The sequence below is a fragment of the Actinophytocola sp. genome, from assembly GCF_045807065.1.
In the GTDB taxonomy this organism is placed as follows: Bacteria; Actinomycetota; Actinomycetes; order Mycobacteriales; family Pseudonocardiaceae; genus Actinophytocola.
Genome location: NZ_JBJMIE010000064.1, coordinates 1 through 15,903, shown reverse-complemented (window position 1 = coordinate 15,903; position 15,903 = coordinate 1). Strand labels below are relative to the sequence as shown.

Genomic DNA, 15,903 nt, shown 5'->3' with positions numbered 1-15,903 from the left:
TGAGGTTCCCCCCGAAGAGTGGACACCGAGTTAGCAGGGCGTTGCCCTGCTGGAAGGATGTCCGTTATGTCTGCCCGGAAGCGTCGGTCCTACGCGGCCGAGTACAAGGTTGAGGCGTCGCATCGTGTGATCGATACCGGTCGTACGATTTCCGAGGTCGCTCGCGAGCTGGGAATTGACCCGGGGATGTTGAGTGTCTGGGTCAAAGACGAACGTCGTCGAGTGGGTGCGGCAGCGGCGACTGGAGACGAGCCGTTGTCGGTGTCGGATCGGGTCGAATTGCACGCGTTGCGGAAGCGGGTCGCTGATCAGGACCGGGATATCGCGTTCCTGAAAAAAGCCTCGGCGTACTTTGCCGCAATGCAGAACAACCGGAACGGTTCGAACTGATGGCGAAGTGCGCCCCATCCGCCCCCGACGCCACCACGGCCAGCATCCGAAACACAACCGAACTGTTCAGCATCAACCGCATGGCACGACTGCTGGAGGTGTCCACGTCTGGCTACTACGCGTGGAAGAAACGTGCAGTGGCAACGGAACTGACGCCGCGCCGGCAGCGTCGCGCCGATCTGACGGTGAAGGTTCTGGACGCGCACGCCGACTCGGACGGCACGTACGGGTCCCCGAGGATCACCAGCGAACTGCGAGATCGCGGCGAGACGGTGAACGAGAAAACCATTGCCGCGATCATGGCTGGAATCGGAATCGAAGGCATCAGTCCCCGCACCTTCAAAGTCCGCACCACGGTCACCGATCCGACAGCATCGTTCCCGCCGGACCTGGTGCGGCGACACTTTGACCGAGGGCGGATCGATGCGGTCTGGCTGACCGACATCACCTACCTCACCTGCGGCGAAGGCGACATGTACCTGTGTGCGATCCGCGATGGGCATTCCCGCCGCGTGCTGGGATACGTAGTCGACGACCACATCGGCGCGGACATGGTCTGCCAAGCCATCGACGCCGCGGCGACCTGTCGTGGCCGTAACGTCGCCGGCACCGTGCTACATTCCGATCGCGGCGGCGAGTTCACCGCGACACTGACAATGAAATCCTGCGCCGCACACGACTTGAAACGATCCATGGGTGACACGGGAATATGCTGGGACAACAGTCCTGCGGAATCGTTCTGGTCCTCGTTCAAACACGAGCACTACTACCGGCATTCCTACGCCACCAAAGCAGAACTCGGCGCCGCGATTGACAAATGGATCGCGTGGTACAACAATAAGCGTCGGCACTCCTCTATTGGAATGCTCAGTCCAGTTTGCTACGAGCGGTCCCTGGCCGCTACAGCGAAAGCTGCTTAGCCCCCTGTCCACCGTCCGGGGGGAACCTCAACCTGGTAGCGAGATGCTCCTGGTGAGCACTCTCTTGTCGGGTGCGAGGGCGATGTCGGCGCTGTCGCCGCTGCCGGTGTAGCTGTACAGGATGTCGGTCGTGGTGTCGCCCTGGGTCGCCTGGCGACGCGTGATGCGGTCGGTGGCGTCACGCGTGTAGGACACGGCAGCTGGATCTGGTCCGGTGGTGCGGAGTGATGTGTTGCGGTCTGCGCCGTCCCAGGTGAGGGTTGTCACGGCACTCCCCCGTGTGTAGCCCGTGGTCGCGCCGTGGCTGTTGTAGGCGACGTTGGTCACCGGGTTGGCGCCGGTGGTGGCGAGGAGGCGGTCGGCGGCGTCGTAGCAGTAGCCGGACTCGGTCGTGCTGCTCGCGGTCTGGTCGACCAGCCGTACCCGGTTCGTGTTGGCGCCAGCGTTGGCCTGTGATCCTGTCGGGCAGGTCGGCGGTGCGGACGAGGTGAAGTCGTAGGTGTAATGGTGACCGGGTACCCAGGCCTCTACCAGGTTCCCTCCGCTGTCGTAGGTGTAGTTCGCTCCGTTAGGTCGTGGGTCCACGCCGCCGAGTGACTCGTCGACGATGGTGCCGGATCGCGTCCGGGTCACCGTTGAGACGGTCTCCCGGCCGTCGCTGGTCCGCCATGTCTCTGAGGTGATCCGACCGGCGTCGTCCCTGCCCACCGCAGCGAGCGCGGTTCCGTTGGCATAGGTGACGGAGACATGACCTGCGGCTGACGGGGCGCGGGTGACCGAGGTGACTGCCAGTGGTCCAGGTGTGTTGCCACCGCTGCCCGGCGGCGCCGAACGTGCGCATGCGAGTTCAGGAACTCGGCCGGTAGGCCTGATGACTGGCGCACTTGACCGGGCGCCACAATTCGCTGACCTGCAGAAATAGAGAACCCCCTGCGTAAACCAGGTCAGTTCAGAACCGTTGAATGCAGTTTACCCCACTAACGGCATAGTGAACTCTCCCGATTTTCTCCTTCTCCTTCATCCAAAGATTGATCGATGAGACGCAACGGATACGCCCGCTACGACCTGGAGGCCGGAGTCCGGCGATGCTCGGGTAACGCGCAGATCGCGGCGCAGGGCGGGGTGAATAGCATCCTGTCTTCGCCTGGTATTTCGAGCTGCCCAGCGAAGGCGCCAGACGCCCCCACCTGTGAAGGACCACGGTCCACGACCGCCTACCCGGCCGCATTGCCGGCTGTCCGGCGACGCCGTCCGGGGACCCCAGCGCGATGGACCAAGCAAGCAGGCGCGCCGGAAGGCGGTGCCTCGCTGGCCGTAGGCTGTGCCGCCATGGATGTTCCGTGGATGCGGCAGAAGCTCGAGGAGTTCATTGCTGTCGCCAAGCAATCCGTCGAGGCCAGCAGGCGCGACGACTTCTCGTTCCTGGCTGAACTGCGGCGACGGGAGTACGCGGTCAAACAGATCTTGAAGTCTCTTGATCCTGAACTCGCCAAGTTCGAGGTAGACGAGGGCTTCGCTCCTGAATTTGAAGCTATGGGTCAGGCGGAGCGGGGCCTGGGTGTGCTGGCTGATCGAGAAGAGGTAGCCAGTCGATTGATGCCAGAGTCGCCAGTAATGCTCGTGGATAGGCTACACCCGTGGGTGTGGGACTCGGCCCGAACGCTGTGGGAAACGCACCACCACCGACAGGCCGTGCAGACCGCCTGGACTGCGATCAACGCAAAGATCCAGGACAAGGTGCAGCGGCGCGACGTGTTCGACATCAAGCTGGTCCAGGACACCTTCAGCGAGTCCACCCCGGCGCCGGGCAAGCCGCGGCTGCGGGTCCAGGGCGATCCGACCACCGAGACCGCGCAGAGTCGGCAGCGGGGAGCGCTGCAACTCGGTCTGGCCTGCGTGTCGCTCATCCGTAACCCGGCCTCGCATCAAAACGCGGAGTTGAACGAGCAGATCGCGTTGGAGCAGCTCGCGACCCTGAGCGTGTTCGCTCGGGTGGTCAACGAGTGCCAGGTGATCACCTCGTAGCCGTCCAGCGGCCCGAAGCGGCGGTTGTCGTGGGGCACGCACCTGCTGGCGACCGTGCTGGCAGTGGTTCGCGTGGAGCTTCTCGTACTTCGGCATCATCCTGCGGCTGCCGACGCTGCTCATGCTCGCCGGCATGCTGTAGGGAGACGTGCTGCTGTACATGGTGGGGGTTTACCTCGCGGCGATCGCCGGCCGAGCGGTGATGCTCCCGCTGGTCGGCCGGTTCGGCACGCGACCGGTGATCGTGCTGTCGGCGGCGGCGGGCGCTGCTGTAGTTCGGCATCTTGCCCGGGACCCTGCTCCTGGCGGTGGGCGGCTGCCCACTGTCCTGCTGCCAGGAAGACGGCTTCACGGCATCATCCCGTTCACGCTCGACCTCCACCAAGTTCGGCTGCGCGCCACCGGGGTCGGCACGGCCAACGCCGCCGGCCGGGCCGCCACCGCTGCTGGTCGGCGCGCTGGCCGCGACCGGGCCGCTCTACCTGCAGTTCGTGGTCTTCGCCGCCCGCACGGCTCTGACAGCTCGATGTCAAGCGGGCTCGAGGGCGATGAACTTCCTGGCGCGTCCGATGAGATCGAGCGCCATGTCCCGTTTGTCTTCGCCCGACTTCCACTGGTGGACCCACGCTTCCAGCCGGTCGAGTAGCGCACCGGGTTCGCTCGGCGTTGCCCTGGGGAGGACGAACAAGCCGGTGACGCGGGATACGAGGCTGAGAAGATGGAAGTCCGGCAGATCGTGCGGATTCAGGCTTTCCGGTCTGGAGAGCCACAAACGCAGCAGGTCATCGAGTCTGGCACCGGAAATTCCGTTCTGCAGTGTGGGTGCTCTGCAGAGGTTCAACATAAGGTTGTCGACCTGGGCCCTCGAGTTAATAGCCGTCGCGTGCGCAGGCAAGGCCCAGACGACCCGTTCGACGGCTGACAGCAGCGGGGCGGTGAGTTCTGGCCAATTGACCAGATCTCTCGCGACGGGCCAAAGACGCCAGGCAACGTCTTCGTTGCCGGGGTTCGCTGTCGCCCACTCGATGAATTTGACAGCGACGGGTTCGGTGGTTTCTCGCTGTCTGCTGACGAACTTCGACACGAGGTCCGAACCGACCCCGTTAATCTCGATCCAGGTTAATGACCGCTGAACGACCCCGCGGCGGTGCGTGTCATCCAGCCGCAGAGTGAGCAGGCGTCCGAGGACGAATTCGGCGTCTGGGGTGGTGCCGTGGTGGGTGAGCCAGGTGAGTGCGGTGGTGACGGCGGTAGTTGCAGTGTCGTCGTCGAGGTCGCGTCCAAGAAGGGGGTTGAGGACAAATTGGGCTTCGGCGGTGGTGCCGTGGTCGATGAGCCAGGTGAGTGCGGTGGTGACGGCGGCAGTTGCAGTGTCGTCGTCGAGGTCGCGTCCAAGAAGGGGGTTGAGGACAAATTGGGCTTCGGCGGTGGTGCCGTGGTCGATGAGCCAGGTGAGTGCGGTGGTGACGGCGGCAGTTGCAGTGTCGTCGTCGGAGTCGCGTCCAAGAAGCGGGGCGAGGACAAATCCCGCGGCGGGGGTGGTGCCGTGCTGGGTGAGCCAGGTCAGGGCAGCGGGAACCAGTCGCTCGTCGGCCTTCCCGGGCTCGGAGCGGAGGCCTTTGTACAGCAGGTGCCGGGCGGAGATCGAATCCGTGTACCGCTGCAGCCATGGATCGACGACGTGGTGCCATTCGGCGAACGCGACGGTGGACCACGCCGGGTTGTCCAGGACCGCTCCGATCGCGTAGGAGCCCGCGTCCTCGCTGCCTGCCAGGACCTCGCCCACCCTCTCGGCCTCGCTGCCCAGCCAGGTGGCGCAGTGTGCGCGCAGGCCGACGGCTTTGGGCCGGTGCAGGTCGCGGATGATGCGGCTGAGGTTGACCGCGTAGCGGCCGACGGAACGGCCGGTGACCAGGCAAGCGCCGAGGACGTTGTCGGCGGCTTCGGGCTGGACGACGTCGCTGGGGCGTTCCAGCAGGATGTTCTCGATCAGCTGGTCGGTCACGAGGTCGTGGACAGGCGCCAGCCCGGCGGGGCTGTCCACCACCCACTTCATGGAGCGCAACCTGTGCAGGACCAGGCCCGCGTTGGTCGCCATGCCCTGTCCGCACGCGAGCAGGCCGGCCTCGTCCAGTGGAGTGGCCAGCAGCATCGCCGCGCAGGCCTGCAACGCCTGGCTGGGGACCGAGCTGTCGTCGGTGAACAGGTTCTTCGGACGCGGGGGCAGCAGGTTGTCCTCGTCCAGGCGGCGTTCGAGCCAGTTGAGGAGGCTTGACGGGCGGATGTGGGGCAGCGCCTCGCGTAGCGTCCCCTGCTCGTGCAGTCGCTCGGCCTCCGCGGCGATCAGCATGGCGATCACCGGTCGAGCACCGCAGATCGCGCTCATCTGTGCCAGCCCGATCTCCTCGGTGGCCCGGGGCGCTACCACTGCGAGGATCTCGTCCCGGATCGCCGCCGTCCGGTTGGCGTCCGGCTCGAGGGCCACCTCGTCGAAGATGAGCCCGAGCGGCGCGTCGGTGGTGTTGTGCCAGCCCGGTCGGCAGGATGCGATCAGGGCGACCTTCGTGCGGCCCCTGGACGTCTCGGACCGGATGTGGTTCTGCAGCGTCGGGATGTGGAGACCGCTGTACTCGTTGAGGTAGTCCAGCACGACCAGGACCTTCTCGGCACGCTCGGCCTCGATCGCCTCGAACAGGTCCGCGCTGGTGACCCCCGCGTCTCCCGAGGCGATGTGCATGACCGCCCAGCCCGCGCGCACGGCCAGTTCGGCGACCTCGAAGCAGGTTCGCGTCTTGCCCACGCCCGCGGCGCCGACCAGCAGGACCCCAGGCAGTCCGGTGTCCTCGTCGAGTCGTTCCAGCAGTCGCTGGGGTTCGGTAGGGTCCTCCGGATCTGTCGGGTAGACGAAAGGCAGGTTGTGGCTCAGGAGGTTCAGGCGGAAGCCGTGGAGGCCCGCGATCTCCTCGTTGTGGGTGTGAATGCCGGTGATCTTGCGTGGTTCGGCGCGGAACTCACCTTGCTTCGCGTACTTGAGGCCAACGTCCGCCACGATAGACAGCCGCCACGCCGGCGAGGTCAACAGTTCGGTTCCCGAGCGCACCGCGTCGTCGAACGAAGCGTGGGCGCTGGTGACCTGGGTGACATCGATCGGCAGGAAGGCGCCGAAGTCGTCCGGTGCACGGCGGAGGCCGCGTTTCCACACGACGTCCCCATCCGGTTCCGGCGCGAAGTCGCGGTAGTCCGGAGCGGCACCGGGGCCGGGCCACGTGCCCGCTGCCCAGGTGACGACGACCGCATGGGCAGGACCTCCCGACACCGGGTCGAGCACCACGATGAGTGGGTGCACGCCCGCGTCCAGGCACGCTCCCGCGAACGTGACGGCCAGGTCGACGCAGTTCGCCAGCCTCGCGGTGCGGAGCACCTCGGTCGGACCTCGGATCTCCTGCCACCCACCCTGGCTACCGACGGGCTCGTCCGCGTACCGGATGCTCGCGCCCGCGAACTCCTCGAACACCGCGCGGGCGCGCTCCACCGCTCCGGCGCCAACGCCCTCGGCGCGCGGCGGGAGCAGGCGCAGCAGTGTGGCGGCGGTGCCGGTCTCGACGTAACGCAGCAGGAGATCGGGATTCTCCGCGCGGTTCCACTGAGGCCGACTCACTCGGCCGCCGCGGCTTCCTCGATCGCGTCCAGGACGACGACATCGGCGTCGGCGAACACCGAGTCGGTGGTCGTGGCCAGTCGCGCTTCGAAGTCCAAGCGGTAGCGGCCGGGCGCCAGAGCAGGCAAGGCGGTCTGCCACGTTCGGCCGGTGCCGTTCATCGGGACGGTGAACACCGGCGAGACACCAGGCACGGGGGTGACGGTGAGGCGCACCCGCTCGGCTTCGACCCCTTCGGGGTGGACGCGCATGCCGACGGGTACCTCGGTGTCCGCGGGTACCACGTCCTCGACGTCGAGACCGAGCCACGGCGTGGTGGGCGCTTCGGTCCCCCGGGTCGGCAGAGGCTCGCCGGAGTAGGAGCGGAGGGGGTCGAGGAACGACAGCGTGTTCGCGAGCGGACCGTGACGTTCGACCGTGCCTCGCCACACCGCCCGGTTCCCGCTGAGCTCACGCGGGATCGCCGAGAGCATGGGCACCGTACTGTCCCCTGCCCAGCCGACGTTCCCGCGCCACGGCGGGTCCTCCTTGGTGATCACCAGGCGGCCGTTCGCGGCCAGAGTGACCAGGTTCGGGGTGGCGTGGCCCCGGCCGAAGAAGGGGAGGACGTCCGGAACTCGTTCCGGTGGGATGGCCGCCCACGCGGCGGCGATGTCCTCGTGGACCTGACGTCCCGCGGCCGCCATCCTCGCGAACCGGTCCGCGTAGCTCGACCGGGGCAGAGTGGTCAGCTCGACCTCCCGGCCCGCTACCGCGTCCCACACCGCCGGGTACTGGGGCAGCAGTTCGTACATCGAAGGCCACCCGCGCAGGACCTCACGCACACCGACATGTCGCAAAGGGCCCATTCCGGGCCCCCTGACCAGCCATTGGAGCGCTTTGGGCGCGCCGCGGTGCGGAGTTCCGAGCGTCATCAGCGCGCTGCACACCGGCCAGCCACCCAGGGGGCCCAGCCAGTACCGAGCCACCAGCCCACCCATGGAGTGCGCCAGCACCACGACCCGCCGTGCGGGGGCGTCCGGGCCCAGCGCCTCGTGCACAGCAGCCCCGAGCCGCTCCGCCGCGTCGGTCACCGATCGCCGAAAGTCGTAGGGGAACAGCAGCACGTCGACGTTACTGGGGATCGGCCTACCGGTCTGGTGGACGTGCACGACCACATCCTGGAAGCTGTCAAGCAGCCGGGTGCTCACGCCCTCGTAGCCCGGGATGGTCAGCATGGATCCCAACGCGGTGAAGGTCGTGACCAGTCCGGTGGGCCTCATCTCCGGGAAGCGGTCGAGGCTGAGGGTCGAGGGGCGGACCACCGTCGCCGCGAGCGGTGCCGCCGCGAGTTCCCAAGTGCGCCCATCCGGCTTGTGCAAGACGCTGCCGCCGATGCCCGGAACCACCACTACCAGGTGCTGGAGGTGTTGCAAGCGGCTCGCCTTCCTCTTCCGCACGGATCCCGTCCCTGATGAACACTTTCACCATCGCGCAGGGCCGCCACGCCGTTGCAGCAACCACCGGAATCGTTCCTCCTCTGGAGCACGGAACGACTGGGTGCGTTCGTCGCCCCGCGGACATTACCGTTGCCGGTCTCAGGAGCGAGGAGCCTGTAGAGGACACGGCCATGCCTCGTGGTCAGACCTCACATTCCCTAGTACAGGTAGTTCGAGCGGTTTCGGTGCCGTCCGGGACTGCTGCCGAGCCCAGCCGGAGGACCTGGCGTCGTTTCACCGACGCGGCCGACTTCCACGAGGAGCCGTACTCGCCGACCGTCACCGTGCACGGCCGCACCGGCTCGAACGCCAACATGACACAGCACGTGGCCAGCGACTGATGGGCGCACCGTGCGATCGCGTCTTTGACGAGAATGCCCTCCCAGCAGCAGTCATCGACAGGTCGACGACGCGATACGATGTAGGATCTCGACGCTCTGCGCAGGCGCACTCGGAAAGGCGACCCCTTGCCCTAAAGGCAAGTGGACTTGTCCCCCAGCGTCATTATCACGATTCCCCGACCTGCAGAAATAGAGAACCCCCTGCATAAAACAGAGAAGCTCAGGTCCGTTGAATGCAGTTTACCTCATCAACGGCATAGTGAACTCTCCCGATTTTCTCCTTCTCCTTCATCGATAGCTTTGACCGAACGAGCCACGCCAAAGCACCGGCGTCCATTTGCTACACGTGGCCGAAGGAATCGTTGGAGCGACAACGCACACGGGCGACATGTCATCCGGCGGATGTCCACTCGTCGGATGACACCACTCGCTGCCCACGCTTACGCAGGCGGTCGGCCAGGATGGCCTGCCCCGTCGGCGTGCCGTGCACGAGCATCACGGCGTTCGCGGCGACCTCGGCGCTGATGGACACCAACTCGTCGGCGGTCGCGTGGGCGCCGAGGCCGTAGCGGCCCACCCGTGCGTTCACGGGAACCCGTACCGGGAATCCGCCGGATCCCGGTAGCTCGAACTCACCGCCGCTTTCGGCCAGGTCCAGCAGCTTCGCTCCTGGCGAGTTCTCGCTCTGGTACCCCACCAGCATGACGCCTGCGGCCGGGTCAGGTAGCAGCGCCTCGGCCCAAGCCACCGCAGGACCGGCGGCCAGCATCCTCGAGGTGGCGATCACGACGCCACTGCGCAGGGACGCGATCTGCCTGCGAGTTCCCTGGACCGGCGTACTCGCTTGCCGAAGATCCGCAGCGGATCGCCGTTCGGCCCGGGGTACTGCTCGTAGATAGTGCTGACGTCGCGGGCGAGACCGTCGATCAGCACGTCGGTGTCGGGGAGCGCCGAGGAGAGGACGAGTGCGATCTCCTGGGCCCGGCCGAGCGCGAACGCCGGGATCAGGACTCATCCCCCCGCTCCCGTTACTGCGGCGACGTCGTCGACCAACCGCCCCGCCTCGGCGGACCGGTGTGGCATCCGGCCGGAACCACCGTATGTCGACTCGAGGAGCAACAGGTCGGCACCCCTGGCCGACTCCGGCACCTCGATGCCGCCGACCGTGCTCTGCCCGGGTCTCGACACGTCGCCGGAGACGACGACGCGACGGCCGTACGCGTGTACGACGACACCCGCGCCGCCGATAATGTGTCCTGCGGGGAAGATCTCGACCTCAACGTCCCCGATGCGCGTACGTGTTCCGAATGGGACCTCGCGGACCTGCTCGAGAGCGTGCTTGACGTCCTCGCGTAGGTAGGGCGCGGGGAAGGCTTCCGCCGCGTCGTTCTCGTCGCCGCGGCGCGCGAGCACCTTCGCGGAGTCCAACCACATCGTGGCCAGGAGCGCGGCGGTGGCACTGGTGGCGAACACCGGGATACCGGGCTGATCGATCAGCAGTGCGGGGACCCAGCCCGCGTGGTCGTTGTGGGCGTGGGTCACGACAATACCGTGCAGTGGCCCGGCGACGGCCTGGTCGATGCGCTCTGGCGCCATCTCCGCCGTCGAGCGTCCCGTAGGACGAGTACCGGCGTCGATCAGCAATCGGGTATCGCCGGCCGTGATCAGCACGCAGGAGCCACCGATCGACCGGCCACCCCCGAGCACGGCAACCTGGAGGACGCGTTCACGCACCTGGGCCGGCGGACGCGGAGGGGTCACGTAGGCGGTGAGGAGGGCGGGCGACCAGTTGCCCACGGTCGCGGCGACATCGGCAGCGAAACCGGCGATGCCAGCGGCTTCGACCAGTCGCGACATGTCCACGCGAGACGGAGCCGTCGGCCTGCCTGGGTCGACTCGCGCCGGTTTTCCTGGCCCGACACCACGGCTGTCCCTGAACCGGCTGTCCGCCTGCGGCGTGCAGGCAGCCGCCAATGACGCGGCCGCCTGCACGGGGTCCTCGGCCGCACGACGCGCGCTGGTCAGCCGGGTCTCGGCCGCCTCGGCACGATCGAGCATCCGCGATAGCTCGGCCGTCAGGTCGGCCATCTCGCGCCGCAGCGCGGACGCCGCCGACTCAGCCTGTTTGGCCTGAGCTCGTGCGCGATCCCGCGCCTCCCGCACCTCCGTCAGGCGCCGTGCCGCGCGCGCTTCCTGACGCTCCTTCGCCGAGGCACGTCCGTCCCGCTCCGCCTGCCGCGACGCCCGCTTGGCCGCCCGCCGGTGCTCCGAAAGCAACGCGCGCACCGCGCCGACAGCGCACTGGGCCGTTTCGGCGTCGACCGCGACCAGATCTGCCGTGAGACCGTCGGCGTGACCAGGCAGTCGGCCCCGCAGATTCGTCGCGGTAGCGACTCGCAACGCGGCCGACCGCTCGAGCAGTGCGAGCAGATGCGCGACGCCCTGCGGGTGGTTCAGCACCCTCTCGGGATCGACGTCTTGAGAAGTACGTGTCGCCACGATCGCCGCGGCGGCACGCAGCACCTCCACGATGGTGTCTGGGAGGACAGGTGCCACGATCGTCCCGGTCATGTCGTCGAGCCGCCTGCGCCGTTGAGCACCAGCTCGGCCAGTGTCGGTTCCGGGCGGAGCCGGCCGGTGGCGGCGTCGGTGAGGCATCCGAGCGCGGACAGGGCGGTGACGACGTCGTCGAGCGAGTCGAAGCCAGCCTCGGTCGCGAGCCTTTCCAGGTCGACCCGGTCTTTGTCGAGCTTGAGCAGTTCGACGAGCGACCAGGTGTTTTCCCCGTCCGGCCCGACCAGGTTCGCGACGGAGAGGAAGGTCTCCGCGAGCACGGGATTGGCCGGCCCGACTCCTGCCTCAGCGACCAGCTTGCGACCGTCACCCGAGGTGAGCCAGGTTTTCACGTCCTTCAGCAACTTCCCGCTGTTGACAGCGGCACCTTTGGCTGTGGCGAGTTGCCTGGCGTGCGCCAATGCCTTCATCCACCCGCCCGTTATCGCCAACAGCCGCGCCCGGGACTCTTCGTCACGGAACGGCAGGCCGTCCTCGTAGCACCACATGCGCAGGCCGGGTTCGTCGACCCGTGCCAGGTCGATGCGATTGGCGCGCTTCACCCATGCGGTGGCGTTCGCGGGCGACCCGACCACGGCAACTGTGACGTCGGACTTCGCCGACGTGACCGCGTTGTTGGCCGCGTCGAGCACGGCGTCGAACGCCGCGGGAGACAGCGCATGCCCGTCGACCACGAGTAGGGTCGGGCTCTTCGCCGCCCGGGTGACCGCTGCCGCGACGCCGTCAGGCGTCACGGTCTCGACGCGGCCGAACCCCGTCGGTGCGGGTGCGGCACCGGCCTCCACCGCATCCTGGAGGGCGAGTGGAACCGCGTCACTTCGCAGAGCCGGGGGAACCGACGATGACGAGGGCCTCCCTGCGCGCGTCGAACAGCCTGCCGAGCTGCCGCTCGGTCAGCGGGGATCTGATCTGCTTGAACGCGCGGCGGTAGGACCCGCCGTCGGAGGTCGAGGGCCGCACCAGACGCTCCGGGGCCGTGTACAGGGTCTCGAGCACCTCCTCCTCGGTTCCGAGCAGCCTGAGCACGTAGGGGGTTCGCAGCCGGTACCCGCCTCCGTCGAGCGCCAGTACTCCGAGGTCCACGCACTCCGTCACGAGGCCGTTGAAGTCGTCAGCGCCGACGCCACTGAAGCCCGCCGGCCAGTGCAGGCGTGCCATCTCGGACAGCTCGCCGAGTGTCAGGCTCGCATCGATCCCGCGTTCGTGCGCCGCCTCGGCCACGGTGTACGCGATGACCAGGTAGCGGTGGTCGAGGTTGAGAGTGAGGACGTACTTCTCGCGGAAGGCCGCCCGCAGGTCGGGATCGAAGAACACGTCGTCGACGTCCTCACCCGAGATCTGCTGCGGTGGTCCGCCGTCGGGGACGGGCCGAGCGGTCAGGTGCTCGACGAGTGCCTCCCCGAACAGCTGCAGCAGGGCCGGGAGGTTGTTGGCCATCGCGAGGATCCTGGCGGGTAGGGCGATGACGTCGTCGAAGGTGAACCCGAGCGTGGAGAGCGGTTTGGTGAGCAGGTCGTGCGCGTGTTGCGGCCGTAGCGGACCGACAGTGAGCGGTCTGCCCAGGTGGGACAGTGGCTGGTTGGGGAGGGACTCGAAGCGGGCCGTGCGGTGCAGCCCCGCGAAGACCACCTTGGCCCTCCGGTTCGAGTCCAGCATCAGCCTCCTGCACCAGTCGACATGGATGAATCGTGCTCCCACGGCGTCGGCGTCCAGGAACGCGTCGGCCTCGTCCAGCAGGATCAGGAGCGCGCGACTGGTGTCGACCCGCAACCAGCGCAACGTCGCGTCGTACACGGCCTCGGCTACGTCGGCACCTTCCGGCAGGGTGACGCCGTCCACCACACCGATGTCCACGAGCAGGGGCCACAGCGCTCCCCACAACCGCTCCGGGCGCCCGTCACCACCTACAGTGAAGACGCTGGTGAGCACCGCGTGCCGACCAGGGCCCGACTCCTGAAACCGTCGCTGGGCCGCCCTGAGGAGTGCAGACTTGCCCAGCTGGCGGCCGCCGGAGATGAATGAGGGACCGTTGAGGTCAATGACTGCGGCCAATTCCTCCGTCCGCCCATAGAACATCTCCGGCGCGGTGTCACCCGGGGTGTCGCGGTAAGGGCTGGCCGCGGTGAAGGGCAGCGCGGTCGCCACGAACGTGGACCGGCGGGGCTCGGCCTGACACACGAGGTAGATGAGAGCCGCTGGCCCGCGCCGCAGGCCGCCGAGTGTTGGTGCGGATCCTGTCAGCGCGGCACGGCCTGCTCGACCTGGACACACATGTCGAGCCCTACGACCAGAAGATGACCGATCGGGACGCGGTCCCGACGACCATCGTGGCCGCCCAACTGATGCCGTTGACCGAGGCCGGCACCGACATTCACGCCTTCCTTCCACGCCCTTACCTCGCCAAGCTGCTCGCCGCCCACGAACTGCTCGAACCACCCGACCACCGCCCTCGCATCCATGACCATTACCTGGACACCCGAGGTATCGGCCACCAACGACAGGTCCTGGCTACACTCTGCTCAACCCGGGGCCCCAACGACCCGCACACACCCTGGCGCCACCCCGCCCCGGACGGGTAGCCGACCGCGTCGGGCGCCGGTCAGGACGTGACAGGCAGTTCACGCGCCCGCCTCTTGTGCTGGTCGCGAAGCGCGCGCAGCGACCCGTAGTACGGGCTGTGGGCGTTGTCGGCGATGTTCAACGGCAGGACCTCACGGCTGATGAGTTCGTGTTCCAGCTTCCACGGCTGCTCATCGAGGATGAACGCCACCCGACCGTGAGCGCCCATCCACTCGCTGAGTCGTGCCTCGCCGGTTTTGGTGAAGGTCAGCCGAGTGCCGCTGCCCACACGACGAAGCTCGATCCCCAACCGCTCGGTGAGGTGACACCCCAGGGTCAACCGCAGCGTGGAACCATAGGCGTTCCCACCGAAGTGATAGCCGATGCGCTGACGAAGATGCCGCTTACTCGGCCGCGCACCGTTCGCCGGCGGCGCCTTCGGCGCGATCCCGACATACAACAACGTCCCGAATGCACTGACCCGACACCCCTCGGTCGGTACACCCGACGGCACCTCGTCGAAGTACCACGCGTAGACACCCGATCGAGCAGGCACCACGGACCTCCTCGACGTCGCCTCCACACGCGAGTACACCCTCCCTGGATTCAGCAACCCCTCCGCCACGTCCCGATGGACTTCTTCCTCCACCCCGCTCCTCCCTTACAGCCCGACGCCAGCACTCCTGGTCAACGCGACACCCCAGGGTGTACCACACGGGTACGACACCCAGCGTCGCCGCGCACAGCGGTGGTCGCGGTAGTCGTGGGTGATCGGCCATGATTGCCGACGTGGTGACCGGGTCAACGTCCACGCCGATATCCGAGCCGACGTCGGCGGCTGAGGTGCTGCCTGCTCGCGTCGTTGCGGCAACACCAGCGGCAACGGCAGCGCTCACCACAAGCCGCTGCTGGTGCTATTCGCCCTGTGTCGCCACCTTGACCGGCTTACAACCGTGTACTTTCTTGACGAGTAGATCGTCTTACACGGCTACGGACTGATCTTTGGAGGTGCGGCATGGGCACTGGGCTGAAGGCGATCGTCCTGCTTAGCGGTGGTCTGGACTCAGCGACCGTATTGGCGATGGCCCGGGACGAGGGGTATATGCCGTATGCGTTGAGCTTCCGGTATGGGCAGCGACATGAGGTGGAGGTGGCTGCGGCCTGTCGCGTGGCCGAGGCGCTAGGCGCGACGACGCACGTGGTGGCTGATATTGATCTTCGCGTGTTCGGGGGTTCGGCCTTGACGGCGGATGTCGCGGTCCCACATCACGACCGGATAGAGGATGTGGGCTCGACGGAGATTCCAGTCACTTATGTGCCCGCCCGGAACACGATCTTCCTGTCGTTTGCTCTGGCTTGGGCCGAGACGATCGGAGCCAGCGATGTGTTCATCGGGGTGAATGCATTAGATTACAGCGGGTATCCGGACTGTCGGCCGGAGTACATCTCGGCGTATGAGTCGATGGCTAACTTGGCCACGAAGGCTGGGGTGGAGGGTCGCCAGCGGCTGAGGATCCACACGCCGTTGATCGAGTTGACCAAGGCGCAGACCATTCAGCGTGGTTTGGAACTGGGTGTTGACTATGCGCTCACCCATAGTTGCTATGACCCGGGCGCTGGCGGCCGGGCGTGCGGCACATGCGATTCCTGTTTGCTGCGCGGTCGTGGCTTCGCCGAGCTCGGGCTGACCGATCCCGCGCTGGCGGCGCCTACGGCTGCTATGCGATGAACTATCAGGTCAAGGAGATTTTTTACACGCTGCAGGGCGAGGGTTTCCACACTGGGCGACCTGCGGTGTTCTGCCGGTTCGCCGCTTGTAATCTGTGGAACGGTCGCGAGTCGGGCCGGGCGGGCGCGATCTGCCGGTTCTGTGACACCGACTTCGTGGGGACGGACGGCCCTGGCGGCGGCAGTTTCCGCACCGCGCGAGCGCTGGTCGAAGCGATCTCGGCCACGTG

General features: G+C 67.1%; 14 protein-coding genes and 1 pseudogene. 7 read left to right on the top strand and 8 right to left on the bottom strand.

Going from position 1 to position 15,903, the window contains the following annotated elements; all coding sequences use genetic code 11:
- Positions 1-66: 66 nt before the first annotated feature.
- The gene (locus ACJ73U_RS03635) at positions 67-390 is read left to right on the top strand and encodes a transposase (RefSeq protein WP_407776064.1); all 324 of its coding nucleotides are present in this window, start codon (positions 67-69) and stop codon (positions 388-390) included.
- On the top strand, positions 390-1,310 hold the full coding sequence (locus tag ACJ73U_RS03630) for an IS3 family transposase (protein WP_407776063.1): 921 nt from the start codon (positions 390-392) through the stop codon (positions 1,308-1,310). The genes ACJ73U_RS03635 and ACJ73U_RS03630 overlap by 1 nt, the downstream gene beginning before the upstream one ends.
- 27 nt (positions 1,311-1,337) lie before the next feature.
- Here ACJ73U_RS03630 and ACJ73U_RS03625 read toward each other — a convergent pair whose 3' ends face one another.
- Positions 1,338-1,943: a hypothetical protein gene (locus ACJ73U_RS03625; RefSeq protein ID WP_407776062.1), complete on the bottom strand. Its 606-nt coding sequence runs from the start codon at positions 1,941-1,943 to the stop codon at positions 1,338-1,340.
- A gap of 711 nt (positions 1,944-2,654) precedes the next feature.
- Between ACJ73U_RS03625 and ACJ73U_RS03620 the strand changes: the two genes are divergently transcribed.
- Entirely contained in the window at positions 2,655-3,335 is a 681-nt protein-coding gene (locus ACJ73U_RS03620; RefSeq protein ID WP_407776061.1) for a TIGR02391 family protein, read from the top strand.
- 529 nt (positions 3,336-3,864) lie between these two features.
- On the opposite strand, the gene ACJ73U_RS03615 is transcribed toward ACJ73U_RS03620, so the two are convergent.
- Positions 3,865-6,756 carry a hypothetical protein gene (locus tag ACJ73U_RS03615; protein WP_407776060.1) on the bottom strand — a complete coding sequence of 964 codons (2,892 nt, stop codon included), beginning with the start codon at positions 6,754-6,756 and terminating at the stop codon, positions 3,865-3,867.
- Between the two features lie 233 nt (positions 6,757-6,989).
- The gene (locus ACJ73U_RS03610) at positions 6,990-8,432 is read right to left on the bottom strand and encodes a lipase/acyltransferase domain-containing protein (protein WP_407776059.1); all 1,443 of its coding nucleotides are present in this window, start codon (positions 8,430-8,432) and stop codon (positions 6,990-6,992) included.
- A gap of 224 nt (positions 8,433-8,656) precedes the next feature.
- Here ACJ73U_RS03610 and ACJ73U_RS03605 point away from each other — a divergent pair, with 224 nt between their 5' ends.
- Positions 8,657-8,812 (top strand): hypothetical protein, encoded by a 156-nt coding sequence (locus tag ACJ73U_RS03605; protein ID WP_407776065.1) that lies wholly within the window; start codon positions 8,657-8,659, stop codon positions 8,810-8,812.
- Between the two features lie 391 nt (positions 8,813-9,203).
- On the opposite strand, the gene ACJ73U_RS03600 is transcribed toward ACJ73U_RS03605, so the two are convergent.
- The 4 genes from ACJ73U_RS03600 to ACJ73U_RS03585 all read right to left on the bottom strand — a co-directional run bounded on the left by ACJ73U_RS03600 (position 9,204) and on the right by ACJ73U_RS03585 (position 13,564).
- Positions 9,204-9,827: an MBL fold metallo-hydrolase RNA specificity domain-containing protein gene (locus ACJ73U_RS03600; protein ID WP_407776058.1), complete on the bottom strand. Its 624-nt coding sequence runs from the start codon at positions 9,825-9,827 to the stop codon at positions 9,204-9,206.
- Positions 9,824-11,383 (bottom strand): MBL fold metallo-hydrolase, encoded by a 1,560-nt coding sequence (locus ACJ73U_RS03595; RefSeq protein ID WP_407776057.1) that lies wholly within the window; start codon positions 11,381-11,383, stop codon positions 9,824-9,826. Before ACJ73U_RS03595 ends, ACJ73U_RS03600 begins: the two co-directional genes overlap by 4 nt.
- On the bottom strand, positions 11,380-12,018 hold the full coding sequence (locus ACJ73U_RS03590) for a hypothetical protein (protein WP_407776056.1): 639 nt from the start codon (positions 12,016-12,018) through the stop codon (positions 11,380-11,382). The genes ACJ73U_RS03595 and ACJ73U_RS03590 overlap by 4 nt, the downstream gene beginning before the upstream one ends.
- A gap of 181 nt (positions 12,019-12,199) precedes the next feature.
- Entirely contained in the window at positions 12,200-13,564 is a 1,365-nt protein-coding gene (locus tag ACJ73U_RS03585) for a hypothetical protein (protein ID WP_407776055.1), read from the bottom strand.
- Positions 13,565-13,611: 47 nt separating this feature from the next.
- On the opposite strand from ACJ73U_RS03585, the gene ACJ73U_RS03580 reads away from it, so the two are divergent.
- Entirely contained in the window at positions 13,612-13,965 is a 354-nt protein-coding gene (locus ACJ73U_RS03580) for a hypothetical protein (RefSeq protein WP_407776054.1), read from the top strand.
- Positions 13,966-13,985: 20 nt separating this feature from the next.
- Here the strand turns inward: ACJ73U_RS03580 and ACJ73U_RS03575 are convergent, their stop codons facing one another.
- Positions 13,986-14,528: a GIY-YIG nuclease family protein gene (locus tag ACJ73U_RS03575; protein ID WP_407776053.1), complete on the bottom strand. Its 543-nt coding sequence runs from the start codon at positions 14,526-14,528 to the stop codon at positions 13,986-13,988.
- Between the two features lie 432 nt (positions 14,529-14,960).
- Between ACJ73U_RS03575 and queC the strand changes: the two genes are divergently transcribed.
- Both queC and ACJ73U_RS03565 read left to right on the top strand, forming a co-directional pair.
- Complete coding sequence (queC, locus tag ACJ73U_RS03570) at positions 14,961-15,674, top strand: 7-cyano-7-deazaguanine synthase QueC (protein WP_407776052.1); 714 nt, start codon at positions 14,961-14,963, stop codon at positions 15,672-15,674.
- A pseudogene (locus ACJ73U_RS03565) lies at positions 15,671-15,903 on the top strand (7-carboxy-7-deazaguanine synthase); the annotation flags it as partial. The gene queC and the pseudogene ACJ73U_RS03565, both read left to right, overlap by 4 nt.

Excerpts from the sequence above, each read along its gene's own strand:
- ACJ73U_RS03635 (WP_407776064.1), top strand. The coding sequence starts at position 67 with ATGTCTGCCCGGAAGCGTCGGTCCTACGCGGCCGAGTACAAGGTTGAG.
- ACJ73U_RS03630 (WP_407776063.1), top strand. The coding sequence starts at position 390 with ATGGCGAAGTGCGCCCCATCCGCCCCCGACGCCACCACGGCCAGCATC.
- ACJ73U_RS03620 (WP_407776061.1), top strand. The coding sequence starts at position 2,655 with ATGCGGCAGAAGCTCGAGGAGTTCATTGCTGTCGCCAAGCAATCCGTC.
- ACJ73U_RS03600 (WP_407776058.1), bottom strand. The coding sequence starts at position 9,827 with ATGAGTCCTGATCCCGGCGTTCGCGCTCGGCCGGGCCCAGGAGATCGC.
- ACJ73U_RS03595 (WP_407776057.1), bottom strand. The coding sequence starts at position 11,383 with ATGACCGGGACGATCGTGGCACCTGTCCTCCCAGACACCATCGTGGAG.
- queC (WP_407776052.1), top strand. The coding sequence starts at position 14,961 with ATGGGCACTGGGCTGAAGGCGATCGTCCTGCTTAGCGGTGGTCTGGAC.